The 26,753-nt window shown below is 65.5% G+C and carries 20 protein-coding genes and 1 pseudogene; 9 read left to right on the top strand and 12 right to left on the bottom strand.

All coding sequences use genetic code 11. The features are described from left to right. Positions 1 to 13 precede the first annotated feature (13 nt). Positions 14 to 991 carry a hydroxyacid dehydrogenase gene (locus GGD63_RS11295; protein WP_183241825.1) on the top strand — a complete coding sequence of 326 codons (978 nt, stop codon included), beginning with the start codon at positions 14 to 16 and terminating at the stop codon, positions 989 to 991. Positions 992 to 997: 6 nt separating this feature from the next. Here GGD63_RS11295 and GGD63_RS11300 read toward each other — a convergent pair whose 3' ends face one another. Further along, the gene (locus tag GGD63_RS11300; protein WP_183241826.1) at positions 998 to 2,164 is read right to left on the bottom strand and encodes an ABC transporter substrate-binding protein; all 1,167 of its coding nucleotides are present in this window, start codon (positions 2,162 to 2,164) and stop codon (positions 998 to 1,000) included. A gap of 286 nt (positions 2,165 to 2,450) precedes the next feature. On the opposite strand from GGD63_RS11300, the gene GGD63_RS11305 reads away from it, so the two are divergent. The 3 genes from GGD63_RS11305 (at position 2,451) to GGD63_RS11315 (ending at position 9,214) form a co-directional block, all read left to right on the top strand. Beyond that, the gene (locus GGD63_RS11305; RefSeq protein ID WP_183242323.1) at positions 2,451 to 4,880 is read left to right on the top strand and encodes an EAL domain-containing protein; all 2,430 of its coding nucleotides are present in this window, start codon (positions 2,451 to 2,453) and stop codon (positions 4,878 to 4,880) included. 296 nt (positions 4,881 to 5,176) lie between these two features. Further along, complete coding sequence (locus GGD63_RS11310) at positions 5,177 to 6,472, top strand: MFS transporter (protein ID WP_183241828.1); 1,296 nt, start codon at positions 5,177 to 5,179, stop codon at positions 6,470 to 6,472. Positions 6,473 to 6,610: 138 nt separating this feature from the next. Next, positions 6,611 to 9,214, top strand: a complete 2,604-nt coding sequence (locus GGD63_RS11315; RefSeq protein WP_183241830.1) for an EAL domain-containing protein — start codon at positions 6,611 to 6,613, stop codon at positions 9,212 to 9,214. 181 nt (positions 9,215 to 9,395) lie between these two features. Here GGD63_RS11315 and GGD63_RS11320 read toward each other — a convergent pair whose 3' ends face one another. From GGD63_RS11320 to GGD63_RS11330, 3 genes are all read right to left on the bottom strand, one after another. Next, a complete protein-coding gene (locus tag GGD63_RS11320; protein ID WP_183241832.1) occupies positions 9,396 to 9,821 on the bottom strand; it encodes a YtxH domain-containing protein in 426 nt (141 codons plus the stop codon). Positions 9,822 to 10,068: 247 nt separating this feature from the next. Further along, positions 10,069 to 10,704, bottom strand: a complete 636-nt coding sequence (locus tag GGD63_RS11325) for a response regulator transcription factor (RefSeq protein ID WP_183241833.1) — start codon at positions 10,702 to 10,704, stop codon at positions 10,069 to 10,071. Between the two features lie 245 nt (positions 10,705 to 10,949). Next, positions 10,950 to 11,561, bottom strand: a complete 612-nt coding sequence (locus tag GGD63_RS11330) for a TetR/AcrR family transcriptional regulator (protein ID WP_183241835.1) — start codon at positions 11,559 to 11,561, stop codon at positions 10,950 to 10,952. Between the two features lie 129 nt (positions 11,562 to 11,690). Here GGD63_RS11330 and GGD63_RS11335 point away from each other — a divergent pair, with 129 nt between their 5' ends. The 4 genes from GGD63_RS11335 (at position 11,691) to GGD63_RS11350 (ending at position 18,585) form a co-directional block, all read left to right on the top strand. Further along, positions 11,691 to 12,923 carry a cytochrome P450 gene (locus tag GGD63_RS11335; RefSeq protein ID WP_183241837.1) on the top strand — a complete coding sequence of 411 codons (1,233 nt, stop codon included), beginning with the start codon at positions 11,691 to 11,693 and terminating at the stop codon, positions 12,921 to 12,923. Between the two features lie 153 nt (positions 12,924 to 13,076). Then, positions 13,077 to 16,709: an AsmA-like C-terminal region-containing protein gene (locus GGD63_RS11340; RefSeq protein WP_183241839.1), complete on the top strand. Its 3,633-nt coding sequence runs from the start codon at positions 13,077 to 13,079 to the stop codon at positions 16,707 to 16,709. 453 nt (positions 16,710 to 17,162) lie between these two features. Further along, positions 17,163 to 18,287: a DUF2336 domain-containing protein gene (locus GGD63_RS11345; protein ID WP_183241841.1), complete on the top strand. Its 1,125-nt coding sequence runs from the start codon at positions 17,163 to 17,165 to the stop codon at positions 18,285 to 18,287. A 55-nt stretch (positions 18,288 to 18,342) separates the two neighbouring features. Beyond that, positions 18,343 to 18,585, top strand: coding sequence for a hypothetical protein (locus GGD63_RS11350; RefSeq protein ID WP_183241843.1), 243 nt, complete (start codon positions 18,343 to 18,345; stop codon positions 18,583 to 18,585). 205 nt (positions 18,586 to 18,790) lie between these two features. On the opposite strand, the gene GGD63_RS11355 is transcribed toward GGD63_RS11350, so the two are convergent. Next, complete coding sequence (locus GGD63_RS11355; RefSeq protein WP_183241845.1) at positions 18,791 to 19,027, bottom strand: hypothetical protein; 237 nt, start codon at positions 19,025 to 19,027, stop codon at positions 18,791 to 18,793. A 620-nt stretch (positions 19,028 to 19,647) separates the two neighbouring features. Then, positions 19,648 to 20,143, bottom strand: a pseudogene (locus GGD63_RS11360) (GNAT family N-acetyltransferase). A gap of 632 nt (positions 20,144 to 20,775) precedes the next feature. Between GGD63_RS11360 and GGD63_RS11365 the strand changes: the two are divergent. Further along, positions 20,776 to 21,537, top strand: coding sequence for an outer membrane protein (locus GGD63_RS11365; protein WP_183241847.1), 762 nt, complete (start codon positions 20,776 to 20,778; stop codon positions 21,535 to 21,537). A gap of 215 nt (positions 21,538 to 21,752) precedes the next feature. Here GGD63_RS11365 and GGD63_RS11370 read toward each other — a convergent pair whose 3' ends face one another. The 6 genes from GGD63_RS11370 to fumC all read right to left on the bottom strand — a co-directional run bounded on the left by GGD63_RS11370 (position 21,753) and on the right by fumC (position 26,686). Beyond that, positions 21,753 to 22,040 (bottom strand): hypothetical protein, encoded by a 288-nt coding sequence (locus tag GGD63_RS11370; protein WP_183241849.1) that lies wholly within the window; start codon positions 22,038 to 22,040, stop codon positions 21,753 to 21,755. 197 nt (positions 22,041 to 22,237) lie between these two features. Next, a complete protein-coding gene (locus GGD63_RS11375; RefSeq protein WP_183241851.1) occupies positions 22,238 to 24,109 on the bottom strand; it encodes a ferrous iron transporter B in 1,872 nt (623 codons plus the stop codon). Between the two features lie 36 nt (positions 24,110 to 24,145). Beyond that, a complete protein-coding gene (locus tag GGD63_RS11380) occupies positions 24,146 to 24,421 on the bottom strand; it encodes a FeoA family protein (protein ID WP_183241853.1) in 276 nt (91 codons plus the stop codon). 116 nt (positions 24,422 to 24,537) lie between these two features. Continuing rightward, positions 24,538 to 24,789: a ribbon-helix-helix domain-containing protein gene (locus GGD63_RS11385; RefSeq protein ID WP_011089261.1), complete on the bottom strand. Its 252-nt coding sequence runs from the start codon at positions 24,787 to 24,789 to the stop codon at positions 24,538 to 24,540. Then, on the bottom strand, positions 24,786 to 24,974 hold the full coding sequence (locus GGD63_RS11390; protein WP_183241855.1) for a DUF4169 family protein: 189 nt from the start codon (positions 24,972 to 24,974) through the stop codon (positions 24,786 to 24,788). Before GGD63_RS11390 ends, GGD63_RS11385 begins: the two co-directional genes overlap by 4 nt. 278 nt (positions 24,975 to 25,252) lie before the next feature. Then, entirely contained in the window at positions 25,253 to 26,686 is a 1,434-nt protein-coding gene (gene fumC / locus GGD63_RS11395; protein ID WP_183241857.1) for a class II fumarate hydratase, read from the bottom strand. Between the last annotated feature and the right edge of the window lie 67 nt (positions 26,687 to 26,753).

Below are 26,753 nucleotides of genomic sequence, written 5' to 3' on the forward strand. Positions count from 1 at the left end.
AGGAGTTTTTGTCGTGAAGGTTCTGCTCGCGCACACGCCGGAGATGCGGCGCAATTACTACGGCGATCGCAGCCTCAGCGGCCTGCGCGCGGCCGCCGAGGTGATCCTGCACGAGAGCGACGAAACGCTGGATGCGGCCGGCCTCGTGCGCGCTGCGAAGGATGCCGACATCATCGTTGCCGATCGCATGACGGAAGGGCGCGGCGAGATCTTTGCGCAACTGCCGCGCCTGCGGGCCTTCGTCCGCTGCGCGGTCGACATCCGCAACGTCAATGTGGACGCGGCGTCGCAAGCCGGCGTGCTCGTGACCCGCGCCGGGCCCGGCTTCGTGCAGGCGGTCGCCGAGCTCGCGCTCGGTTTCATGGTCGACCTCTCCCGCGGCGTGTCGCGGACGACGGCGGATTACCAGGCCGGCCGCAAGCCTGAGGCGCGGATGGGCCGCCAGCTCGCCGGCAGCAGGATCGGCATCATCGGCTATGGCAGCATCGGGCGTTATCTCGCCGAGATCGCAAAAGTGCTGCGCATGGAGGTGCTGGTCTCCGATCCCTACGCTGATGTCAGCGATGCCGCGATCAGGCGGGTCGGTCTCGACGAGCTCCTCGCCGCATCGGACTATGTCGTCTGCCTCGCCATCGCCAACGAGCAGACCGAGAACCTGATCGGAGAGGCGGCGCTGGCGCGCATGCAGAGGCATGCCGTCTTCGTCAATCTCTCGCGCGGCAATCTCGTCGACGAGGCCGCGCTGGCACGCGCGCTGCGCGAGAACCGCATCGCCGGTGCCGCGATGGATGTCGGCCGCGCGCCCGACCAGATGCCGACGCCCGAGCTCGCCAGGCTGCCGAACGTCATCGCGACCCCGCATGTCGGCGGACTGACGCCGCAGGCGATCGAATACCAGTCGCTGGAAACCGTGCGGCAGGTGGAAGCGATCGTGCGGGGCGAGGTGCCGCAAGGCGCCGTCAACGCCGAGCGCTGGACGCGCCGGCCCTGAGCGGCCCTACAGCCGGTCCACCGCCCGGAACGTCCCGTCCTTCTGGATCACCGTCAGAAACACCTTCGCCGGCGTGTCGATCGTGCGCATGCCGACCGTGACGATGCTGCCGCTGATGTCGAAGCGGCCGATCTCGTTGATGGCGTGCAGCAGGCTCGCGCGCGTCGGTTGCGGTCCTGCCTTTTCCAGCGCCGCGGCGGTGAGGCGGCCGGAGAGATAGCCTTCGAGCGACACGAAGTCCGGTGTCAGCGCCGGATCGAACGCCTGCTGCGCCGCCTGGTAGTCGGCGACGAGCTTGAGCGAACGATCCCAGGGAAACGGCACGACCTGCGAGACGATGACGCCCTCGCCGTCGGGACCGAGCTCCTTGGCGAGCGCATTGGCGCCAACGAAGGAGATGTTGACGAAGGTCGGATAGGCGCCGCTGCGGTGCGCCAGCTTGATGAACTCGGCGCAGGGCCCGTAGGTGCCGACCATGACGATGGCCTCGGGGTCGGCGCGCTTGATCATGCGCCAGGCAGCGCCGACCGCGCGGGTGTTGCGCTCGAAGGTGCCTTCGGCGGCGAGCTCGAGGCCGCGCTTGGCGAGCGCGCGCTTCACGCCAAGGAGACCGTCGCGGCCAAAGGCATCGTCCTGGTAGAAGATGCCGATACGGGTGAACCGGCGATCCTCGGTGAGATGCTTGACCCAGGCCTCGGCCTCCGCGCCATAGCTCGCGCGGATGTTGACGACGTTGGCAAGCTCGAGGTCGCGCAGGAACTCGGCACCGGTGAACGGGCCGATGAAGGGAATGTTCCTGGCGCTGGTGATCGGTATCGTCGCCATCGCAGTCGGCGTGCCCACCGCGCCGATCAGCGCGAACACCTTGTCGTCGTCGATCAGCCGCAACGTCTGCGCCACCGAGCGGTCGGGATCGTAGCCGTCGTCACGGCTGACGAGCTGGAGCTTGCGGCCGTGGACGCCGCCCTTGGCGTTGATCTCGGTGAACGCCGCGACGATGCCTTGCCGCATGCGTTGGCCGAGCGCGGAGGAGGGGCCCTCCAGCGCAGCCGCCTGGCCGAACAGGATCGCATCGTCGCCGACGCCGGCCTCGCCGCCTTGCGCCGGCAGCAGGCTTGCTGCCAGCAATGCGATGGTCAAGGCGAGACATGTCGCGGAGCGCGATCGGGTCATGGGAGTGTTTGCCGGGTGCAGGATGAGCGTGTTCGAAACATAGTTCTGCAGGCTGAACAGCTCGCTAACCGGCGCCGTACCGATGATCCGTAAGACTCCGGGTAAAACCGGAAAGTTATTTCCAGTCTGCAGCGACTTGCACGGCAGTCATTAACTACTCCGCGCAATGCGGGACGGCCTCGTTCCGATATTGTGCAGTTCTTAACCCCGATCCTTGTCCGATAGCAGTTCCGGCGGCTCAACCAGAAGTTCGTGCCGCCGTGCCGAAGGGGACGTGCGGATCAAGATGGGTGGTCGCGATCGGAACGATCAGGATCGGAAGCGAGTGACCGGATGGTGGCGTGCCGCGCCGCTGCTCGGGCTCTATCGCCCTGCGCTGGTCGCGGTCGCCGTCGGGCTTCTGTTCTCGATGGTAGGCGCCGCCGCCGTTGCGCGATGGGAAAACCGCGTCAACACGATCGAGTTCGAGAACGCGGCCGAAACCGAAGCGATCGTCATGCAGAATGGCATGGGCGAGTACATCTCCAGGCTCGTCGCGCTGCGCACGCTGTTCGAATCGACCAACGAGGAAATCACCCGCAGCGAATTCGAAACCTTCAGCGCGCGCCTGTTCGAGCGCCATCCCGGCATGTTGCGCATCGCCTGGCTGCCGCGCGTGAACCGCAAGGAGCGCGCCGAATACGAGGCAGCTGCAATCACGGACGGCGTGTCCGGCTACTGCATCAAGGTGCCCGAGGGCGATGCCTTCGCGGCCGCGCCGCAGAGCGACGAATATTTCCCGGTGTTCTACTCGACGCAGCCGAAGACGTCGCAGGTCTACGGCATGGATTATGCGAGCATCCCGGAACGCCTTGCGGCGCTGGAGCGCGCCCGCGACAACGATCGGGTTGCGGCCATCCGTACCCGTCTCTACGAACCCAGGGAGGGCGGCCGGCTGCCCGACGTCCTCGTCGCCATTCCCGTCTATGCCAAGGGAACGTCGCGCGACACGATCGCGGACCGGCGTCGCAACCTGGCCGGCTTCGTGGTCGGCATCTTCGATCTGCCGCTGCTGATCCAGTCCATTCGCGTAACCACCGGAGCGAGCCCTGCGGTCAGTGTGAACGTCTACCCGCCCTTCACCGGGCAGATCGTCAGTCTCGAGGACATGCTGCCGGATTATTCGTCCGCCGCCACCGCGCCGCAGTCGATGCGGGATGTCGCGCGGACTCTGCACTGGTCGGGCGGTCTCAAGATCGGCGATACCGACTGGCAGGTGCGCGCCATGCCGACGGCGGGCGGCGCGCTGGAGACGGCCTATGATCGCGCGGTCGCGGTCCTCATCGTCGGCATGCTGCTCACGCTGTCGCTGTCGACCTATCTCATGCTTGCCAGCCGCAATTCGCGGCGGCTGTCGCTGGCGAACCGGCGGGTGCTCGAGCTCGCCCAGACCGACATCCTGACCGGCCTGCCGAACCGCGCCTTCTTCCTCGCCCGGCTCGACGAGCTCAACCGCCAGCTCGACGATAGCGGTGCGACCTTCTCGATCCTGATGCTCGACCTCGACCGCTTCAAGAACGTCAACGATTCCCTCGGTCACGGCGCCGGCGACGTGCTGTTGCGTCAGGTGGCGCAGCGGCTGAAATCCGCGCTGCGCGCCACCGACGTGCTGGCGCGGCTCGGCGGCGACGAATTCGCCATCATCCAGGAAGCCTGCGAGGATCAGCGCGCCTGCTCGACCGAGCTCGCGGCGCGGATCGCCAAGCTCGTCGCGCAGCCGTTCCTGCTGCCCGGGCATCGCGTCGAAATCGGCACCAGCATCGGCATCGCGATCGCGCCGGATCACGGCAGCGACCAGGAACAGCTGCTGAAAAAGGCCGACCTCGCGCTCTATCGCTCGAAATCGGCGGGCCGCAACTGCTTCACCGTCTACGACGAGGCGATGTCGGCCGAGCTCGAGGCGCGCAACACGCTGGAGGGGGACTTACGCGATGCGATCGCGCGCTGCCAGCTCGAGGTGCACTACCAGCCGTTCGTCGAGGCCACGAGCGGCGCGCGGCGCGGCTTCGAGGCGCTGGTGCGCTGGCGGCATCCGAGCCGCGGATTGATCCCGCCGGATCAGTTCATTCCGCTGGCCGAGGAGACCGGGCTGATCGTTCCGCTCGGCGAATTCGTGCTGCGGCGCGCCTGCGCGGACGCGGCCGGCTGGCCCTCCGACCTGATGGTCGCCGTGAATCTCTCGCCGATCCAGTTCAAGGAAGCCGAGCTGTTCGAGATGATCTGCGCGGCGCTGGCTGATTCCGACCTGTCACCCGAGCGGCTGGAGATCGAGATCACGGAATCGGTGCTGCTGGAGCGCGGCGTCGAGAATCACGCTTTCATGGAGCGGCTCAAGAGCATCGGCATCGAGCTGGCGCTCGACGATTTCGGCACCGGCTATTCGTCGCTCAGCTATCTCACCGCGTTCCCGTTCGACAAGATCAAGATCGACAAGTCGTTCATCCGCAACCTCACGCACCAGCCCCGCTCATCCGCCATCATCTCCTCGATCGTGACGCTGGCGCGCGGGCTGGACATGTCGGTCACCGCCGAGGGCGTCGAGACAGCCGAGGAGTTCGAGCGGCTCAGGGCGCTCGGCGTCAATTTTGCGCAAGGCTATCTGTTCGGGCGTCCGCAGCCATTCGACGAGATCGCATTCGACGAGTCCGTCCAGCCTTCACAGCTCGACGCCGCCTGAGCGCGCGCCTCGTCCTTCGAGACGACCGCGGAGCCTGTCATCGGGCCGCGCGTTGCGCGGACCCGGTGGCGGTCTCCTCAGGACGAGGCTAAGCGGCATCGCTGGCTGTTGAAACTGTAGCCGCGCACTCAGCCCTCATCCTGAGGAGCCCGCCTCAAGCGGGCGTCTCGAAGGATGGGCCGCGGGAGACCGCTCCCAAATGCGATAGCGCTGCCGCTCTAGGGGCATGCGCGAAAAGCGCTTGACCCGGACACCCTCAGATGGTCGGTAGGATCGTCTAGGGATGAAATAGAAAAATGCGGCTTCCGTTCTTCTACGGCTGGGTCGTGGTCGCCGTGACCTTCGTCACCATGGCCATCGGCGTCAATGCTCGCACGGCCTTCTCATTGTTCTTTCCGCCGATCATCTCCGAATTCGGCTGGGAGCGCGGCATCACTGCGGGCGCCTTCTCCTTCGGCTTCGTCGCCTCCGGCGTTGCGAGCCCGCTGATCGGCCGTCTGATGGATCGCGCCGGTCCGCGCGCGGTGATGGAGCTCGGCGTCGTGCTGATGGGCGGCGGGTTGCTGCTGGCACCGCTCACCAGCCAGCCCTGGCATCTCTATGTCACCATCGGCGTCATGGTCGGCGCTGGCAGCGTCTGTCTCGGCTACTCCGGCCAGTCGCTGTTCCTGCCGAACTGGTTCATCCGCAAGCGCGGCTTTGCCATCGGCATCGCCTTTGCCGGCGTCGGCATCGGCTCGGTGACGCTGCTGCCATGGGTGCAGCACATGATCGAGCAGACCGGCTGGCGCACCGCCTGCACCGCGATGGGCCTGCTCGTCCTGATCGCGCTGGCGCCGATCAATCTGCTGCTGCACAAGCGCCCCGAGGATATCGGCCTGCGGCCGGACGGCGATGCGGCCCCAGCCGCAGGCGCGGCAAAGCCGATCTCCAACGTGGTCGATCCCGTCTGGGTCAACACCGAATGGACGCTGAAACGCGCCGTCGCGACCGCGCGGTTCTGGTGGATCACGGTCGGCTATTTCTCCGGCCTGTACATCTGGTACGCGGTACAGGTGCATCAAACGAAATTCCTGCTCGATATCGGCTTCAGCCCCGGCGTCGCGGTGTGGGCGCTCGGCATCGTCAGCCTGCTCGGCATTCCCGGCCAGATCGTGCTCGGCTATGTCTCCGATCGCATCGGGCGTGAGTGGGTCTGGGCGATCAGCTGCGCAGGTTTTGTCGTCTGCTTCGGCGCGCTGATCGCGCTAAAATTCCAGCCCTCGCTCTGGCTCGTCTACGTCATGGTGTTCACGCAAGGCGCACTTGGCTACGGCCTGACCTCGATCATGGGCGCGGTGGTGTTCGAGATTTTTCAGGGCAGGCACCAGGGCAGCATCTTCGGCACCATCATGCTGGCAGCATTGGCGGGCGGTGCGGCAGGCCCCTGGGTGACCGGCCTGCTCTACGATCGCGCCGGCGACTACACGCTCGCCTTCGGCATTGCCATGGTCGTGAGCGGCTTGTCGGCGCTCTCGATCTGGCGGGCGTCGCCGGGCAAGGTGCGCGCCGTGGCCGGCCGGCTGCACAAGCTCAAACCGGCATCCGAATAGGTTCTGGACGCATCAAGATACCTCTGCCGTTTTCGCGAAGCGTTAAGCATGCTGCCTCTTGGCGCGGTGCGGCGGAATGGCAAAAACGTCTTGGACACCATCGGAGCGTTAACCTCTCGCTGATTGCCGCATTTCCCGATGCCGCCGGTTCAGACGATGCCCGCCTACGATCACCTTGTCACAGAAACTCAGGACGTGCTGCGCGCCGCGCTCGAACGCGCCGACGACGGCATCGTCATCGTCGACGAAGCGCATCGCATCACGCATTTCAACCCCGCCGCGGAGCGGATCTGGAAGCTCGCCGGCGCCGAGGTGCTCGGCCGCGATGCCGCCGTTCTCGCCCTCAAATGTCTCGAAGCCGGCGCGACCGTGGATCTCCGCCAGGAGATCAGCCTCATGCGGCACGACGGCAGCCGTATCAAGGCGCTTGTGTCGATGTCGTCGGCGACGGTCGACGGTGCGACCCATCGCATCGTGTTCGCGCGCGACGTCACCCCCGATGCCGAACGCCGCGTCAGGATCGGGCTTCTCCACGCGGTCTCCGATCAGACCAACCGCGCGGTGATCATCACCGACGTCGAGCAGAACATCGTCTACGTCAATTCCGCGTTCACCGCGCTGTTCGGTTATACCAGCGAGGAAGCCGAAGGGCGCCGCGCGGGCGAGCTGATCGCCGGTCGCCACACCGATCGCAAGGCCGTTGTGAACCTCGTCAAGCGCCTTGTGACCGACGGCCACCCCGGCGAAGTCGAGGTGCTCGTCTACGACAAGGACGGCGAGGAGATCTGGGTCTCTGCCCGGATCGACGCTTTCCGCGACAAGAAAGGCCGGGTCAAGCACATCTTCGCGCTGCTCGAGGATATCACCGAATCCCGGCAGCTGCGCTCGCTGCAGCAGCTGATCGTGGCGGCGCTCGCCGACGAGGCGCCGATCACCGAGATTGCCGATCGACTGTGCCGCCGCGTCGAGCAGATCGCGCCCGGCGTCGTCTGCTCGCTGCTGCACGTCGATGCGGCCGGCCTGCTCCATCCGCTGGGCGGTCCGAGCTTGCCCGAGGACTATTCCCGTTCGCTCGACGGCATCGCGATCGGTCCCGAGGTCGGCACGTGCGGAACCGGAGCCTTCTACGGCATTCCGGTTCTGGTCGCCGACATCGATGCCGATCCGCGCTGGCAGCCCTACAAGGCGCGGCCGCTCGAAGTGGGCTTGCGCGCCTGCTGGTCGACGCCGATCAAGGCCAAGGACGGCCGGGTCATCGGCACCTTCGGTTTCTATTATCGCGAACCGCGGGCGCCGAGCAGATGGCACCGCCAGATCGTCGATGCCTGCGTCAACCTCGGCGCGTTCGCGATCGAGCGCAAGGAGGCGCGCGCCGAAATCGCGCGGCTCGCCTATCACGACATGCTCACCGGCCTGCCGAACCGCGCGCAGCTGCGCCACCTGATCACCACCGCGATCGATGCCTGCCCGACCGGAGGCCATGTCGCGCTGGCCTTCCTCGACGTCGATCACTTCAAGGACGTCAACGACACGCTCGGCCACGCCGCCGGCGACGAGCTCTTGATCCAGCTGGCGCAGCGCCTGCGCGAGCATATCGGCCCGGAGGACATGCTGGGACGGCTCGGCGGCGACGAGTTCGTCATCCTGCTGCCGCAACGCAACGCCGCGGCCGCCGAGCGCATCGCGGCCGGGATCACCGAAGCGCTGGCCGCGCCGCTGCGGCTCGGATCCAAGCAGATGCAGATGTCGGCCAGCATCGGCATCAGCCTCTATCCCGATCACGCGACCGACATCGACACGCTGATGCAGCAGGCCGATGCCGCCATGTACATGGCCAAGCAGGCCGGCCGCTCCACCCATCGCCTGTTCAGCGCCGAGATGAACGGGCTCACCGAGCAGCGCCTGGCGCTGATCGCGGCGCTGCGCCGCGCCATCGCGGACAGCGCGCTCAGCCTCAGCTACCAGCCGCAAATCCGCAGCTGCGACGGCGCCATCCACGGCGTCGAGGCGCTGGCACGCTGGCACGATGCCGAGCTCGGCGACGTCTCGCCGGCGAAATTCATCCCGCTTGCGGAGGAGTGCGGCCTGATCGAGCAGATCGGCCTGTGGTCGGTGCGCGAGGCCTGCCGGCAGATGGCGAGCTGGCGCCGCGCCGGGCTCAATATCCCCAGCGTCTCGGTCAACCTGTCGCCGATCAATTTCCGCAACGTCACGCTGGCCGCGCGGCTCAAGGACATCCTCGCCGAATACGACCTGCCGCCGGATGCCCTGATGCTCGAGATCACCGAGGGCGCGTTCATGCGGGACAGCGTCGCGGCGCTCGAGACCATGAACGCGATCCGCGAGCTCGGCGTCGGGCTCTCGGTGGACGATTTCGGCACCGGATATTCCAGCCTCAGCCGCCTCGCCCATCTGCCGATCCGCGAGCTCAAGATCGACCGCAGTTTCATGCGCGATATCGAACGTGACGCGGGCGCGCTCGCGATCGCCACCGCCGTGGTGCGGGTCGGCCAGGGCCTCGGCATGACCGTCGTCGCCGAAGGCGTCGAGACCGAGGGCCAGCGCAGGACGCTGGCCGAGCTCGGCTGCGACGTCGTGCAAGGCTTCCTCTACGCCCCCGCGCTCGCCCCCGTCGCCTTCGAGCGCTGGCTGATCGAGCATTGCGCCGAGCAGGCGAGGGCGATGCTGGGGCGGCTGGACGTGGCGGCGGTGGGTGAGGGCGCGGTGAGGCGGTCGGCGTAGGCCGTGTACCTATCAATCCGGCGGCGTCATGTGACTGATGACGACGTCCGCTTTGCTTCTATCGTGAGCAAGTTTGTGCGGCAGCGCGTAAGTCGCGATAAGCCATAGGCGACGTCGCAGCTTGGCCCGATATGAAAGAGGCCGCCAACCGAGGCGGCCTCGGTTTGCAGAGTTCCCGATGCTAACTGCGCCTGGCTTGCTCGGCGACGCGGCGAGCGTCGATCGCGTCGAGGACGGCGAGTTGTGCCTGTTCAACCGAGGCTATGGCGTAATCGATCGCGAAACCGGCGTCTTCTTCCAGAAGCGTTGCGCGCTCCTCGGCAAGGTTGGCCTTGATATCATGCTTTGCTTGCAGCGCGTACGCCTTCAAGGTGTTCACGTCCGCGGTGATTTTTGCTTGCAGCGCTTGCCTGTCTCTGCCGGCAGACTCGCCGACGGACTTGATTTGCTGGCTCACCTTTTCGACTGCCCTCTTTGCAGCCGAAAGCGCCTCTGCCTTCCGCGCTTCGATCTTGTCACGCGCCTCCTTTTGTGCGGCAGCAAAGGCAGTTTCGGTATTTTTTGCGCGCACCGACAATTCGGCGAGTTGTTCAGAAAGTGGCTTCATTTGCTCCTCCTTCAGGTAAACGCCTCCCGAACCGGCTCGCAAGTAACGCGCTCTCGTGCGAGCCATGTTGACCTGGGTCAATTTTTCTCGGGAACAAGCAAGTAGGCGGCCGCGCGGAACCGGCAGGACACCTCCGAGTTGGATCGCTTCACGGATCTGCCGGATGTGCGACGATAGCGTCTGCACGAATTGCTCGCTGCCCACGACCAAAGGCAACCGCGCTCGCCAGCAGCGGCCCCGCGTCACCTCATGAGGTCGCGTCGGGCTCGTCCTTCTCGCCGAGCACGCCGAGCCTCTCGGCGATCCTGACCAGCTCGACCACTGATTGGACCTGAAGCTTGTCCATGATCGCGCTCCGATGCGCCTTGATGGTGCGCTCGGTGCTGCCGAGCTCGCGCGCGGCATGCTTGTTCGTCTTGCCCTGGACGATGATCTCGAAGACCTGACGCTGGCGCGGGGTGAGCGTCGAAAGCCGGGCCCGAAGCGCTTCCAGCTCGCCGTCGAGTTCGCGCGCGTTGCGATGCCGCGCGATCGCGCGTGCGATGGCGCTCAGGAGATCATCCGCGCCGACGGGCTTGATGAAGAAGTCGTCCGCCCCCGCCTTGATCGCCCTCACGGTGATGCTGACGTCGGGATAAGCGCTCAGAAAGATGATGGGCAGTGTCGAGCCGCGCTCGGTCAGGCGGTTCTGCAATTCGAGCCCGCTCATGCCAGGCATCCTGACATCCAGCAGAATGCAGCCCTTGCTTTCGCCGGGCTGCCGCTCCAGCAACTGCTGCGCCGATGCATAGGTGGCGACGCGGTATCCGCCTGCCTCTAGAACTTGTTGGATGGCCGATAGGTACGAGGCGTCGTCATCCACGACATGGACGATGCCGGGCAATGAATTCTCCTGAACGAAAAGTAGCTGCTGTGCTTGCTTTTCTTGCTGTTGGTGCAGCGCCTTCTCGTCCGGTCATTGCCGGATCACGTCGCTCTTGAATGGCAGTTACGTCCTGGGATCGCGAGGTGCAAATCAAATTTGCTACAACATGCGGCGGCGGACGTTGAGTGTGACCTTTTGATCGCAAATTCGCGCGGGAAGCGGACAGAGCCGAACGAGGCAACGTTGTCATCCGAATCCACGCCTTAGTTCGACGAAAGTCCTGTCCTCCGCCGCAAATCCGTAATTGCACGCAGAAAGCTGTCGGCCGGTGTCGTCTCGGGATCGATCAGCCGGTGCAGGCGAAAGCCGTCTTCGAGCGCGAGCACGACGGAGGCCATCCAGGGCGGGTTCACCGTGTTGTTCTTGCCGTTGCCCTTCAATGTCGCCTCGACGATGTCGGCGACCAGCTTGCGCCGCGCGCGCAGGCGTTTTGCAAGTTCGGGCCGACGCTTCTCGGCGCGCGCGACGTAGAGGATCATCTCCATGTGGAGAAGCGGCGCGCGGCCGAGCGGATCCTGCCGGCTGCGGTCCATCGCCTTCAATGCCGCGATGAAATCGTCGAGATTGTCGTGCTGGGCGAGGATGTCCATGTTGCGCCGGATCGACTGCTCGACATGGTCCTCGAGCATGGCGATGATCAGCTCGTCCTTGCTCTTGAAGTTCGAATAGAACGCGCCGCGGGTGAAGCCCGCGGCGGCCGCGATCGCCTCGATGCTGGCGCCGCCGATGCCGTCCTCCTCGAACACGCGCGCGGCCGCCTCGAACAACTTGTCGCGCGTGTCGTCCCTGGTCGGCCTGGTTCTCACCCTTGACATCTGCGCAGCTTAGGGCAGAATGCAACTCGATACAATAATGTATCGAGTTGATAACAGTTTTGGGGATGGTTACGCCGGGCAGGGGCTGCCTTGCGTATGCGTGTCATGCGGCAACCGATTGAGGTCACCATGAACGAGCAAGTGCAAGCCGCCGGCGGTGATCCGCTGTTCAATCCGCTGTCGCAGGACTTCATCCGCGATCCCTATCCGCATTACGACCGGCTGCGCGCGATCGATCCGATCCATGTGACGCCGTTCGGCCAGTTCGTCGCCAGCCGCCACGCCGATGTCAGCCTCGTGATGCGCGACAAGCGCTTCGGCAAGGATTTCGTCGAGCGGTCCAAGCGCCGTTACAGCGAAAAGATCATGGACGAGCCGGTGTTCCGCAGCATGAGCCACTGGATGCTGCAGTCTGATCCCCCGGATCACACCCGCCTGCGCGGCCTGGTCGTAAAAGCCTTCACCGCGCGCCGCGTCGAGGACATGCGGCCGCGCATCCAGGAGATCGTCGACCAGGCCATCGATGCCGTGATCGCGCGCGGCCACATGGACCTGATCGAGGATTTCGCCTTCCGTCTGCCCGTCACCATCATCTGCGACATGCTCGGCATCCCCGAGGAGCATCGCGAAGTGTTTTACAAGAGCTCGCGCGACGGCGGCCGGCTGCTCGATCCCGTGCCGCTCACGCCGGAGGAGATTGCCAAGGGCAACGCCGGCAACATGATGGCGCAGATGTATTTCCAGCAGCTGTTCGAGCTGCGCCGCAAAAATCCCGGCGACGACCTCATCACGCAGCTGGTGCAGGCCGAGGAGGACGGCAACAAGCTCACCAACGAGGAGCTGACCGCCAACATCATCCTGCTGTTCGGCGCCGGCCACGAGACCACCGTCAATCTGATCGGCAACGGCCTGTTGGCGCTGCACCGCAATCCGGACCAGCTCGCGCTGCTGAAGGCGCGGCCGGAGCTGATGACGAACGCGATCGAGGAGTTCCTGCGCTACGATTCCTCGGTGCAGATGACCGGACGTGTCGCGCTGGAGGACATCGAGGACATCGGCGGCAGGCAGATCCCCAAGGGCGAGACCGTGCTCTGCCTGCTCGGCTCGGCCAACCGCGATCCCGCCGTTTACCCTGATCGCCCCGACCGGCTCGACATCACCCGGGCGAACGTCAAGCCGCTGTCGTTCGGCGGCGGCATCCATTTCTGCCTCGGGGCCCAGCTGGCGCGCATCGAGGCCGAGATCGCCATCGCCACGCTCTTGCGGCGGCTGCCCAACTTGCGCATCGACGACGTCGAGAACCCGAAATGGCGGCCGACCTTCGTGCTGCGCGGCCTGACGCAGCTCCCCGCCAGCTGGTGAGGCCGCAGCGTTAACCTCCGCGCGCAACAGTCGCTGTGACTTCGCCACACTTCCCTCTATATAAGGGGCTGTTCCGGCGCGCCTGAAGCCTCAAGGCCAAGGTTTGCAGGGTCAAGGTTTGACCCGGGTGCCGGTTTGGCCGAGGGGAGACCCGTGCAGACGACGCTGCTCGGATTGGCGATTGCCTTCATCTTAGCGCTTCTGGCCGCGCTGATCGGGCCTTACTTCATCGACTGGAACCAGTTCAGGCCCCAGTTCGAGGCGGAGGCCGGCCGGATCATCGGCGTGCCGGTGCGGGTGGCGGGCGAGCTGGACGCGCGGCTCCTGCCGGCGCCGACCCTGCGGCTGCGCTCCGTGACCTTCGGCGGCAACAACGATCCCGGCCGGCTGCGTGCCGACAAGCTCGATGTCGAGTTCAGCCTGAGCTCCCTCATGCGCGGCGAATGGCGCGCCACCGAACTGACGGTGGGCGGCATGGCGGTCGATCTCGGCCTCGATGCGCGCGGGCGGGTCGATTTGCCGTCCACCGCGAACGGCAGCTTCAACCTGGCCTCGCTCGCGATCGAGCGGCTGAACCTCACCGGGCGCGTCGCGCTGCATGATGCCGCCAGCCGTTCCACGCTTGAGCTGACCGACATCGCATTCTCCGGCGACGTCCGCTCGCTCGCCGGCTCGGTGCGCGGCGACGGCAGTCTCAAGGTGTCGGGCACGCGCTACCCGTTCCGCATCTCCTCCGGCCCGAGCGCCGACGGCAGCGCCACCCGTCTGCACCTCAACATCGATCCCGGCGAGCGTGCGATCCTGGCCGATCTCGAAGGCGTGCTCGCCTTCGACAACCGCCTGCCGAAATTCGACGGCGCGCTGACGCTCGCCGTGCCCGCGGCGAAGAAGCCGGGCGAGGCGGGGCCGACGCCGTGGAAGCTCACCGCAAGACTCAAGGCCGACCCGGCTGGTGCCAGGTTCGACCAGATCGATGCGAGCATCGGCACTGATGACAACGCATTGAAAGCCGGCGGCGTCGGCGACCTCAGGTTCGGTGCTTCGCCGCTGCTGCGCGCGGTGCTGTCGGCGCGTCAGATCGATGCCGACAGGCTGGCGGCCAAGGGCGACTCCGAGCCGCTGCGCATCCTGCCGGCGCTGCGCGCAGGCCTCGCCGCGATTCCGCAGGCGCCGATCCCGGCGCAGATCGAGTTCAACTCCGAGCAGATCATGCTGGGCGGCCGCCCGCTCCAGAACATCGCGGCGGAGCTTGCGACCGACGGCCGGTCCTGGACCTTCCGGCGACTCGAGCTGCGCGCGCCGGGCATGACGCAGCTCTCGCTCAACGGCGCGACGCCGGGCGCCGACAGTTTCAGCGGCCGCCTCAACGTCGAGTCGTCCGACCCCGATACGCTGGTGGCCTGGCTCCAGGGCCGCAGCGAGATCAACCGTCGCAGCACGCGGCCACTGCGCCTTGCCGGCGACGTGACGATCGCCGCCAACCATCTCGCCGTCGACAGGCTGAAGGCCGAGATCGAAGGCGGCGCCGTCGAGGGACGAATTGCCTTCGTCCAGGCCGGCGCCAGCAAGGGCTCGCGGATCGACGCCGAGCTGAAGGCCGACCGTCTCGATCTCGACGCCGCCGCGAGCTTTGTCCGCGCGCTGGCGGGGCCGCAAGGCGAATGGCCGGAGGAAGCAAAGCTCTCGCTCGATGTCGGCCGCGCCATCTCCGCCGGCCAGGAGCTGCGGCCGTTCGCGGCGAAGCTCGGCTACTCGCCGGTGTCGTTGTCGCTGGAGCAGTTGCGGTTCGGCCAGACCAGCGGCGTGACCACGGAAGCGAGCGGCAGCTTCGATCGCACCAGGGCCACCGGCAAGCTCGCGCTGAAATCCTCGGCCAATTCCTTGCGCGAGCTCACCGCGCTGATCGAGCCATTTGCGCCGTCGGTGCGCGCGCGCGTCGATGCCCTGCCATCACTGCCGGGCGCAACCCGCCTGAAGCTCGACCTCAGCCTCGACAAGAACGCCGAGCACGCCGATCGCAGCGACGCCCGCGCCGTGCTCGATCTCGACGCGCCGCAGCTCAAGGCCAATGCGACGCTGGCCGCGCAGACACCGGTGGCCGCCGTAAACGGCATCGATCTCGACAAATTGCGGAGCAGCGACTTCACGCTGGACTCCAAACTGTCGACCCCGCAGGCCGGCGCATTGCTGGCCCTGCTCGGGCTCGATCGCGTGGTGGCCGCAGGCGAAGGCGCCTCGCAGTTCGAAGGCCGCTTGAGCGGCGCCTGGCGGCGGCCGCTGCAATTGAGCGCGAAGATCAGCGGGGGCGGGCTGGACGCGGATGCGCAGGGCAACGTCGAACTGTCGGAGCCCAAGGCCAGCGTGAATCTGCGCCTGCGCAACGTCAACCTCGCGCCGCTGTTCGGGACTGGCATGGCGGACAAATCCGCGCAGAGCGTCAGCCTGTCCTCGCGCCTCACGCTCTCAGGCAACCGCCTGACCTTCGACGATCTCGACAGCAGCGCAGGCAGCTCGCATCTGCGCGGGCGTCTCGCGGTCATGCTCGACCCGGAGAAGAGCGTCGACGGCGAGGTGGGCCTCGATATGCTCGACCTTGGGCCTGCGCTCGCGATGGCAATCGGCGCGGCGGGACGCGATGCGGGCGAGCCGCTGAGCGCGGGGCTGCTCGGTGGCTGGCGCGGCCGCATCGCCTTCCAGGCGCTGCGCGGCACGATGCCCGGCGGCATCGAGCTGCGCCCGTTCGGCGGCACGATCCGCAGCGACGGCCAGTCGTTTGCGATCGATGGCCTCAAGGGCGGCGTTGGCGGCGGCGAGATGTCGGCGAGCTTTGACGCGCGCAATGGCGCCAATGGCCTGGCGCTGAACGCGCGGATCGAGCTCAGCAATGTTGATGCGACCGTGCTGCGCTATCGCGACCTCGCGCTGCCCAAGGGCCGCGCCTCGGTGCAGATGGCGCTGACCAGCCAGGGCCGCAGCGTTGCGGCGCTCATCGGCGCACTCGCCGGCAACGGCACCGTGACGCTGGAGTCTGCCGAGATATCCGGCCTCAACCCGCGCGCCTTCGAGATCGCCATCCGCGCCAGTGACGGCGGCCAGGTCAGTGACGACAACCGCCTGCGGCAAATCGTCGAACCGGCGCTGTCGGCAGGTCCGATCACGGTCGCCTCGGCGCAGATCCCGTTCACGATCCGCGACGGGCGGCTGCGGGTCGGGGCGACGCCGCTGGAGGCCAAGAATGCGCGCGCCATCGTCTCCGGCGGCTACGACATTCCCGCCGACCAGGCCGACATCCGCGCCAGCCTGACGCCGATCATGACCGGACTCTCCGGCGCACCGCCCGAGATCCAGCTGTTTGCGGCAGGTCCTCCCGACAGGCTGAGCCGTACCGTCGACCTCGCGCCGCTGTCGTCATGGCTTGCGGTGCGCACGATCGACCGCGAGACGCGCCGGCTCGATGCGATCGAGCGCGGCGAGCCGCCGCCGGCCACCGCCGCGCTGCCGACGCTGGTCTCTCCGGATGCAGCGCCTGAGCAGGCGCCGGCCAATGTGCCGCTACCCGGCCAGGACCCGCGCCGCGCGCCGCCGCCCAAGCCGAAAGCCGCGCCGACGCCGAAGGCTCCGCATGCCGCTCCGGCCGCGCCAAGCCCTCCGCTCACAAGTCCGCCGCTCGCAAGCCAGCAGGTCGCGCCATTGCCGCCGCCAATCGAGGTGCGGCCGGCACCGGGCCCTCCGCCCGCAAAGCCCAAGCCGAAGCCGCCGCTCGTGCTGGTGCCGCAGAATCCGTGAGGCAACGCCGCTCCCGTCGCGCTCGGAGTTCACCTCTCCCCAGCGGGGCAGAGGGCTATCGCATATGACTCGTTGCGGCGGCCTGCGCGCACGCCTCGTCCTTCGAGACGGCGCTTACGCGCCTCCTCAGGATGAGGCTAATCAGCGTCAGTGCCCGTTGAAACTGCTGTCGCGCACTCCGTCCTCATCCTGAGGAGCCCGCCCTGAAGCGAGCGTCTCGAAGGATGGCCACAGGGAAAAGCTCTCAAATGCGATAGCCCTGGGCCCTACGGGCGAGGTGAAGAGCTTGCCGGCCGGTTAACCCATTCCCTCGCATTTGAATGAATTTTCGTCGGCAAAACTGATTTGCCGATTTTACCGAATTCTCGCGTTTCATCTCTAGCGTTGGATCCCAGAGGAATTCGGCGTCGCGCCAAGCAGGCGGGACGGCTCGCCAAGAACTGGGGTATCGAGATGAACGGGGCGAAATCGCTTCTGCAGGATCTGGACGACGCGATCGCGCGCGGCACCGACGAAAGCCGGGCACGCGCGTTGTGGCACGCGACCGATCTTCTGATCACCGGCCGCTATGTGGACGACGAGATCAGCATGTTTGGCGAGGTGATCGGCCGGCTCGCCGACGAGATCGAGGTCGCCGCGCGCGTGCAGCTCTCCGAATTGATGTCGGCCTGCGACCACGCTCCGCTCAACGTCATCGAGAAGCTCGCCTTCGACGACGCCATCGAAGTCGCCGGCCCCGTGCTGCGCGATTCCACCCGGATCGACGAGAAGGTGCTGGTCGAGAGCGCCATGACCAAGGGCCAGGCGCATCTGCTCGCGATCTCGCAGCGCCGGTCGATCGGCGAGGCCGTGACCGACGTGCTGGTCAAGCGCGGCAACCAGGAGGTCGTGACGTCGGTCGCCAAGAACGAGGGCGCGCGCTTCTCCGGCTCGGGCCTGCTGCACATGGTCCGCCGCGCCGAGGGCGATTCGATCCTCGCCGAGCAGCTCGGCCTGCGCAAGGACGTGCCGCGCCACATCTTCCAGCAGCTGATCGCGAAGGCGTCGGAAGACGTCCGCCGCCGCCTCGAGACCGAGCGCCCCGAGATGATGGCGCAGATCCAGAGCTCGGTGACCGAGCTCACCGGCGATCTGCAGTCCAAGTTCGGCCCGTCCTCGCGCAGCTATTTCGTCGCCAAGCGCGTGGTGACGACGCAGTACCGCCAGGGCAACCTCAACCAGGACTCGATCGCGAGCTATGCGCGCCAGCACCGCTTCGACGAGGTGCAGATCGGCCTGTCGCTGCTGTCGGCGCTGCCGGTCGACGTCATCGAACGCGCGCTGATGGACCGCAACCGCGAGATGCTGCTGGTGCTGTGCAAGGCGCTCGACTTCTCCTGGGACACGACCATGTCGCTGCTGTTCCTCGGCGCCAAGGATCATCTGATCACCGCGCGCGACCTCCAGGACAATGAGCGCGAGTACGGCCGGCTCAAGATCGAGACGTCGCGCAGCATCCTGAAATTCTACCAGTCGCGCAAGAACAGCGCGGGTGCCGATTCCACCTCGGGCCGTCAGCCTGAGCTGCAGGTCCATTGAACAGGTCCACTGAACAGATTCACCGAGCGGGAATTCGAGAGGGGAGTATTTGCAGATGTTGCCTCAATTCGGCACCGCAGTTCGCAAGAAGAGCCTCGACAAGGTCGTCGCCGCAGACATCGGCGGCGGAGCACCGGACAAGGCCTCGGTGGACGCCGCCTGGCTCGTGCTCGAAGCCGCCAACGACCTCGGCGACCACGCCGCGATCGAAGCCTGCCGCCGCGTCATCGATGCCGAGCTGAACGGCACGGTGGCCCGCAGCTCGGATGTCGATCTCGTGGTGGGGTATTTCCGGTAGGATCTTCGTAGCCCGATGGAGCCAACGGGCTACGTGCTGCTTCCACATCGGCATTGCGAGCCAACGGGTCCGCGCAAAGCGCGGCTCGATGACAGGCTCCGCGAAGCAATCCAGACTGCCTCAACGGAAAGACCCTGGATTGTTCGCGAAACACAAAAAGGCCCCGCCGAAGCGAGGCCTCCTGGTTCGACCGTGCTGGCTCGCACTAATCGTCCCAATAATGATAACGACGGATCACAACGCCGCGGTCGTAGTCGCGGTCGTGATGGTACCAGCCACGGTGCCAGCCGCGGTCATGCTCGTAGATGCGCGCGCGGGGGCCGTCATAATAGTAGTCCCTGTCGCCGCCGACATAGACGCCGAAGCCGGCCGCGTTGGCGATGGTAGGGGTACCGATTGCAAGCGTCGCTAGCGCTGCAAGAGCGTAAGTCAGCTTCTTCATCTGTTCCTCCTTGGCCTGCGTCAGTCGCGAGTCAACGACCGCCACCTTCGCCTGTTGCAGGAACAGCGACGAAACTTTCTTGAATGACTGTTCAGTTCGGTTGCGTTCAGGAACTTCACCGAAGCAGCTCGTGGAACTGCGCCAGGCGAGTCCCTCTGTTCCAATTGGTCCCCATGACACGAGGCTTTGAACGGGCTGTCGCATATGAGGCAACCCGTAGGATGGGTAGAGCTCTTGCGAAACCCATCATTGCTTCTGATCGTGTCGAAGCGCGATGGGCTTCGCTTCGCTCAACCCATCCTGCGTCCCTGCGGCAGTATCCATCCCGTCATCCTGAGGTGCGAGGCTTGTGATGCGAATGCATCGCAAGCCGAGCCTCGAAGGATGAACGGCCGAGATACAGCCGGGTTGTCGCCCTTCGAGGCTCAACACGCGGCGCAAACGCGCCGCATGTTGAGCACCTCAGGGTGACGGGCATGGATCGGCGCGTGCGGCGGCATTCGGTTCTGCTTCGTAGTTCGTAGGATGGGTAGAGCTCTTGCGAAACCCATCATTGCTTCCGAGCGTGTCGAAGCGCGATGGGTTTCGCTTCGCTCTACCCATCCTACGATGATGCGCTCTCACCGCCGGATGCGGTAGATCACGACGTCCTCGCCGCGATGGATCGTGCTCTTCTCGAGAGCATAATTCGCCTTTTCCAGCACACGGCGGGATGCGGCGTGGCCGACGAAGACGAGGCCGATGAGGGATGGCAGCTCGAGTTGCGTCAGCCCGATGTCGGTCAGCGCGGTCGCAATCTCGCTTGCAAGTCCGAGCCCCCAGAATTCGCGCTTGAACGTGTAGGCAATCTCGATCTCGTCGACCTCATCCACGAGGATGTGCCTGATGCCCGCCCGCCCGGCGAACGCGCCGTCCTTCGTTCGCAGCGCCCAGAGGCCGAAGCCGCCGGTCCCAATGGTCCATGTTGACGTCGAGATAGGTCTTCGTCGCCTCCGCCGAGCGCACCCCGCCGAGATAACGTGACACCTCGGCATCGAGATGCAGCGCGACGAGGTCGGCGAGGTGGTCTTGGTTCAGTCGCTCGGCGGTCAGTCTGTCGGTGCTGAAGTGATCCATGGAAGCGGTTTGTCGCTTTGGAGCTGGTCGCGATCTTGATGATGCGATCGTGCCCCTGTTCTGCCCGGCGGGTCAACTGACGCCCGGTTCGTCCAACGCTCGCATAAGAGTGGTCAAGTGACAGCTTGATCTGAATCAAGCACGCGGATGTCAGCCACAGCACAAGGCCGTTGTGAGGTCTTTGTGACTCGTTGGTTGGCGCGATGGTCCCGAATTGGTACGTCACCTTTGAAGTTCGAAAGCGAGGCGTGCTTCCAAGACAGCGCAGCCCGCGTGAGACGAAGACGTTTGCGACGGAGGCCGAGGCCAGGCTATTCGCGCGCGCAAAGCTCGATGAAGGCCTCGCTGTCTTCGCGGGGACGATCAATCCCCACCTTCCGAGGCGGCTCATTCCGGCGGCCGGCATCGCAGCTTGGCTCGCCGAGGAACAGGGCCCCTCTGCAACGTCTGGAACTTCCAATGAGAGCTAAGCACGTTCTCGTGCATAGCAATCGCGCTTGAGTGTTGCCATTTTGGTACGGGTTGAAACTCCCCTCGCGCGTAGACTCCAGGATGTTCGCAGCACTTATGCACGCCAGCCTGCATAAGGGCTCGTTTCTGACGGACGAGATTTGAGCAAAGGGGATGAGACGATGAAAAAGTTTTCGATCGCTGCGATCGGTTTCGCGGCACTGAGCATGGCGGCTCCGGCCATGGCGGCCGATATGGCTGTCAAGGCAGCGCCGCCGCCGGCGCCGGTGGTGGCGGTCTACAATTGGACCGGGTTCTACATCGGTGCCAATGGAGGCTGGGGGCAGAGCCATGGCTGCGTGGATTTTCTGACGCCAATAGGGACACTCGCAAGTGGTTGCGCTAATCGCTCTGGAGGTTTGGTTGGCGGGCAGATTGGATACCGCTGGCAGACCAATCAGTTTGTGCTCGGCCTTGAAGCACAGGGCGATTGGGCCGAGATCAAGAACACGCGCGTGACTCTGATCGATCCGCTAATCTCGACCACGGGCAAGACCGATGCCATCGGGCTGTTCACGGCCCAGCTTGGTTGGGCATGGAACGCCTCGCTGCTCTACGTGAAGGGCGGCGCCGCCGTGACGCGCAATCGCTTTGATATCTTCAACAACGTCACAGGCGTCGGCCTCGCTTCGGCAGGTCACACGCGCTGGGGCGGCGCCCTGGGTGTTGGCTGGGAGTATGGCTTCACGCCGAACTGGTCGGTCGGTATCGAATACGACCATCTCTGGATGGGGCGTGACAACACCACCTTCGGAGCCGGCGTAGTCACGCCCGGTGGATTCACCCTCACGGGCAGCGGCGTCACCCAGGACATCGACATGGTCACGGTTCGGGTGAACTACCGCTTCGGCGGTTACGGTGCGCCGGTCACGGCGCGCTATTGATCCAAAGTATTCCCGGTGAACTCAGGCCCCGGCATTGACCGGGGCCTTTTTCATGAGACCCCGAAGGAAACGCGATGATGTCCCGGCATCAATGGCACGCTCGTCAAGGGCGGCGACGGGATCATGTATGTGTGCCAATAGCGCAGAGCGAGAACGGAGGCGGCTCAGGCCGCCTCCGTTTGCTTGGTTGATTGTTGGATGCGATCGCGCGCGCCTCAATAGCAGGGCGGGTAGGGGTAATATCCACAAGCCCGGCGATAGCCATAGCCATAGGCCCCATAGGCTGCGGCTCCCGCCGCTGCCGCACCGTAATATGCCCGCCGATGGACCCTGCGGTTGACGCCGGCAACGCTCATCGGTGTAAGGGGGCGCCCGACGCGGGCCTCGGCTGTGTCAACGGACACGGCCAGCGCATCCACGGGCGAGTAGCGGACCGACAATGGCGCTGCCGTGAAAAGCGCGGCGGTGACGAACAGTCCAATCAGCTTGGCATGCGTAGCCATGTGCTCTCTCCCTTAGCAGGACGACGAGAAAACCTGACACGCCGATGAGCCCGACCATTGACCGAAATCAATGATCGCAATTCCGAGTGGATCGCGGGTGCCCCCGTAATTTTCTGCGCACTCGCGTAAGCCATTGATTTCACAACCCCTGTCTACTGTGCATGGGGTTGTTTTCGTAGTTTGGTTTTGAGAGGGCGCTATCCCGCGCCGAGCGCGACGGCGACGTTGTACGTCACAAGGCTCGCCGCATAGGCCAGCACCAGCATGTAGAAGAAGGTGACCGCCATCCAGGTCCAGCTCCCGGTCTCGCGCCGGATCACGGCGAGCGTGGAGGCGCATTGCGGGGCGAAGATGTACCAGGCCAGCATCGACAGCGCGGTGGCGAGCGACCATTTGGTCGCCAGCACCTGGCCGATCTGCTCGGCCGCTTCCTTGCCGCCTTCGATCGCATAGACGGTGCCGAGCGCCGCAACTGCGACCTCGCGGGCCGCCATGCCCGGGATCAGCGCGACCGCGATCTGCCAGTTGAAGCCGACCGGGGCGAGCAGCGGCTCGAGCGCCTTGCCGATGATGGCGGCGAGGCTGAAGTCGATGGCGGGCTCGGTGCTGCCCGCCGGCGGCTGCGGGAAAGAGGCCAGGAACCAGATCAGCACCATCATCGAGAAGATCGTGGTGCCGGCGCGCTGCAAAAACATCTTGGCGCGGGTGTAGATGCCGATCGCGATCGATTTCAGCCTGGGCATCTTGTAGTCCGGCAGCTCCAGCATGAACGGCGCCGGCGCATAGTCGCGGATCATGAAGAACTTGATCACGAACGAGACCAGCAGCGCGCTGACGATGCCGGTGGCGTAGAGGCCGAACATCACGAGGCCCTGCAGGTTGATGAAGCCCCAGACGTCCTTCGCGGGAATGAAGGCGGAGATGATCAGCGTGTAGACGGGAATGCGCGCCGAGCAGGTCATCAGCGGCGCGATCAGGATCGTGGTCAGCCGGTCGCGCTTGTTGTCGATCACGCGCGTCGCCATGATGCCGGGAATGGCGCAGGCAAAGCTCGACAGCAGCGGAATGAAGGCGCGGCCGTGCAGGCCCGCGCCACCCATGATGCGGTCCATCAGGAACGCGGCGCGCGCCATGTAGCCGAAATCTTCCAGCAGCAGGATGAACAGGAAGATGAGGATGATCTGCGGCAGGAACACGATGACGCTGCCGACGCCCGCGATCACGCCGTTCTGCAGGAAGCTCTGCAACAGGCCGTCGGGCAGGGTGGCCTGCACGAACCCGCCGAGCGCGTCAAAGCCGGACTTGAGCAGGTCCATCGCCGGCTGCGCCCAGGCGAACACCGCCTGGAACATTACGAACAGGATCAGCGCGAGCACGATGAGGCCGCCGACCGGATGCAGCACCACGGCGTCGATCCGCGCGGTCCAGGTGTCGGGCCTAGCAGGCAGGCTGACGCAGTCAGCGATGATGCGGTCGGCATCGCGTTGGGTGGCGCGCAGCTCGGAGACGCTGAGCGCGCGCCAGCTGTTCTCAGTCGGCTCGGCGGCAAGCTTTGCAGAAATCTCGTCGGTCAGCGCCAGCAGGTCGGCGGTGCCGCCCTTGCGCACCGCGATCGAGGTCACCACGGGCACGCCGAGCTCCTTGGCGAGCCGCTCGACGTCGACGGTGATGCCGCGGCGGGCGGCGATGTCGAACATGTTGAGGACGAGGATCATCGGTCGTCCGGTGCGCTTGAGCTCGAGCAGCAGGCGGATGGTCAGGCGCAGATTGGTGGAGTCGGCGACGCACAGCACGAGATCGGGCACGATCTCGCCGGAGGCCTTGCCGAGCACGAAGTCGCGGGTGATCTCCTCGTCCGGGCTGCGGCCGCGCAGCGAATAGGTGCCGGGCAGGTCGACCACGGAGACCTGGCGCCCCTGTGGGGTGACGAAGAAGCCTTCCTTGCGCTCGACGGTGACGCCGGGATAGTTCGCGACCTTCTGCCGGCTGCCGGTCAGGGCATTGAACAGCGAGGTCTTGCCGCTGTTGGGCGTGCCGACCAGGGCGAGATGCAGCAGGGGTGCTTCCATGGGATCAAGGGCCTGGGGCAGTTATCCGGTCGCTGACTAGGCGACGATGATGGCCATGGCTTCGCGCCGGCGGACCGCGATCGTGATGCTGTCGACCCTGACCGCGATCGGGTCGCGCCCGACCAGCCCCTCGTGCAGGACCTCGACCCGGGCCCCCTCGACGAAGCCGAGCTCGATCAGGCGGCTCTCGAGCTCGATGTCCGAAAGCGCCGAGTCCGTATCCTTGGTGGAAAGGTGCTGAATGACGCCGGTATAGCCGCGCAGGGCCAGACCCAGCGGCATATGCGGGCGTGTGTCATCATGGTCGGTCATGCCCTGTATTTTCAACGCGGGGCATCGAGGTCAAGCGCGCGCGGCGGCTGAAACTGCACCTTAGAGTGATTTTAAAGTACAGACGCCGGAGGCGCGCCGGAAACCCGCCCCGGCGGCTACTGCGCTGGGACCTTGTCCGGCTGGACGGCCATGGCCCGGCTCTTGAAGTAGTCGAGCACGAACAGGCGGATCGCCGAGGACAGGTTGCCCTGCTGGCGGTTGCCGTCGATCTCGCCGACGAGCTCGGACAGCGTCATGTTACGCAGACCCGAGATCTCCTTCATGCCGTTCCAGAATGCCTCTTCCAGGCTGACGCTGGTCTTGTGGCCGGCGACGACGATCGACCGTTTCACGACGGGCGACTTCATGGCTGCTCCTCGTGATCGATCCGATGCTGGTCCAGGTGCGCCTTCGCCTTGTCCGCGCGCGTCTCCTCCGCCGACCGCTCCGCCTTCGTGCGGCCGAACTTCGCCCGGTTGGCGTCCGCCTGCTTCGCCGAGGCTTCCCGCTCGGCGCGCTTCCTGAAACGATTCAGGTTGATGACGTTCCCCATGCCGCGTCTCCATCATCCGATCCTCTTCAGGCAGGATGAAACATTCAGAAACAGGGTGGCGCGTTGCGCCCCAAAAGACTTGATCGCCATTCGCTCGTCCTCGTCAATCGGCCCTTCGGGCCATCAAACGATGAATTTCGCCCCGTCAAGGGCAGTGGGGTTGCGTAACACGCCGCCCCGGCGCAACATTGACGGTAATCAAATCCCGCCCCCAAAACTGCATATTTCTGGGCGTCCAGCGTCCGTATCATTACGGATGACTATCGGAATTCGGAAATCTAGCCCGGGCTGGTCATCTTCTCCGGGCGCACCAGGCGGTCGAATTCGTCGGCCGAGACGAAACCGAGCCGCATCGCCTCCTCCTTCAGCGTGGTGCCGTTGGCATGGGCGGTCTTGGCCACCTTGGCGGCGTTGTCGTAGCCGATCTTCGGGGCCAGCGCCGTCACCAGCATCAGCGAGCGTTCCATCAGCTCCCTGATGCGCTTTTCGTCGGCGCGGATGCCGCTGACGCAATGCTCGGTGAAGGAGCGCGCGGCATCCGCCATCAGGCGGATCGAGTGCAGCATGTTGTAGGCCAGCACCGGCTTGTAGACATTGAGTTCGAAATGGCCCTGGCTGCCGGCGACCGTGATCGCGGTGTGATTGCCGAACACCTGGCAGCACACCATGGTCATCGCCTCGCACTGCGTCGGATTGACCTTGCCCGGCATGATCGAGGAGCCCGGCTCGTTCTCCGGCAGGATCAATTCGCCCAGCCCCGAGCGCGGGCCCGATCCAAGCAGGCGGATGTCGTTGGCGATCTTGAACAGGCCGGTCGCGACCGAGTTGATGGCGCCGTGCGCCAGCACATAGGCGTCGTTCGAGGCCAGCGCCTCGAATTTGTTGGCGGCGCTGGTGAAGGGGAGTTTCGTAATCCCCGCGACATGCTTTGCGAACAGCTTTGCAAAGCGCGGCTTCGAGTTGAGGCCGGTGCCGACTGCGGTGCCGCCCTGCGCCAGCGGATAGAGGTCCTTCACCGCGACCTTGAGCCGCGCGATGCCGCTTTCGACCTGCGCGGCATAGCCGGAAAATTCCTGGCCGAGCGTCAGCGGTGTCGCATCCTGGGTGTGGGTGCGGCCGATCTTCACGATCTTCGAAAACTCCTTCTCCTTCTTGCGCAGCGCGCGCAGCAGCTCACCGAGCGCAGGGACGAGATCGGCATTGATGCGGTTTGCGGCCGCGATATGCATCGCGGTCGGGAAGGAGTCGTTCGACGACTGGCTCATGTTGACGTGATCGTTTGGATGCACCGGCTTCTTGGCGCCGAGCTCGCCGCCGAGCAGCTCATTGGCGCGGTTGGCGATCACCTCGTTGAGGTTCATGTTGCTCTGCGTGCCCGAGCCGGTTTGCCACACCACGAGGGGGAAATGATCGTCGAGGCTGCCGTCGATCACCTCGCGCGCGGCGCGGATGATGGCATTGGCGCGGCGCTGGTCGAGCAGGCCGAGCTCGAGATTGGACTGCGCGGCCGCGAGCTTGACGATGCCGAGCGCATGCACGAGCGAGATCGGCATGCGATCCGTGCCGATGCGGAAATTCTGGCGCGACCGCTCGGTCTGCGCCCCCCAATAGCGATCGGCAGGCACTTCGATCGGACCGAAGCTGTCGGTCTCGATGCGGGTTGCGGGGCGGGCGGTCTTCGAGCGGGAAGCTTTGGCCATGAGCACATCCATTCTGCCGCGCGAAACGCCGCACGGCCTCTTCATGTGCTCTTCTATATAGACAGTTTGACCGGGCGCG

It is taken from the genome of Bradyrhizobium sp. cir1, from assembly GCF_014198245.1.
GTDB lineage: Bacteria > Pseudomonadota > Alphaproteobacteria > Rhizobiales > Xanthobacteraceae > Bradyrhizobium.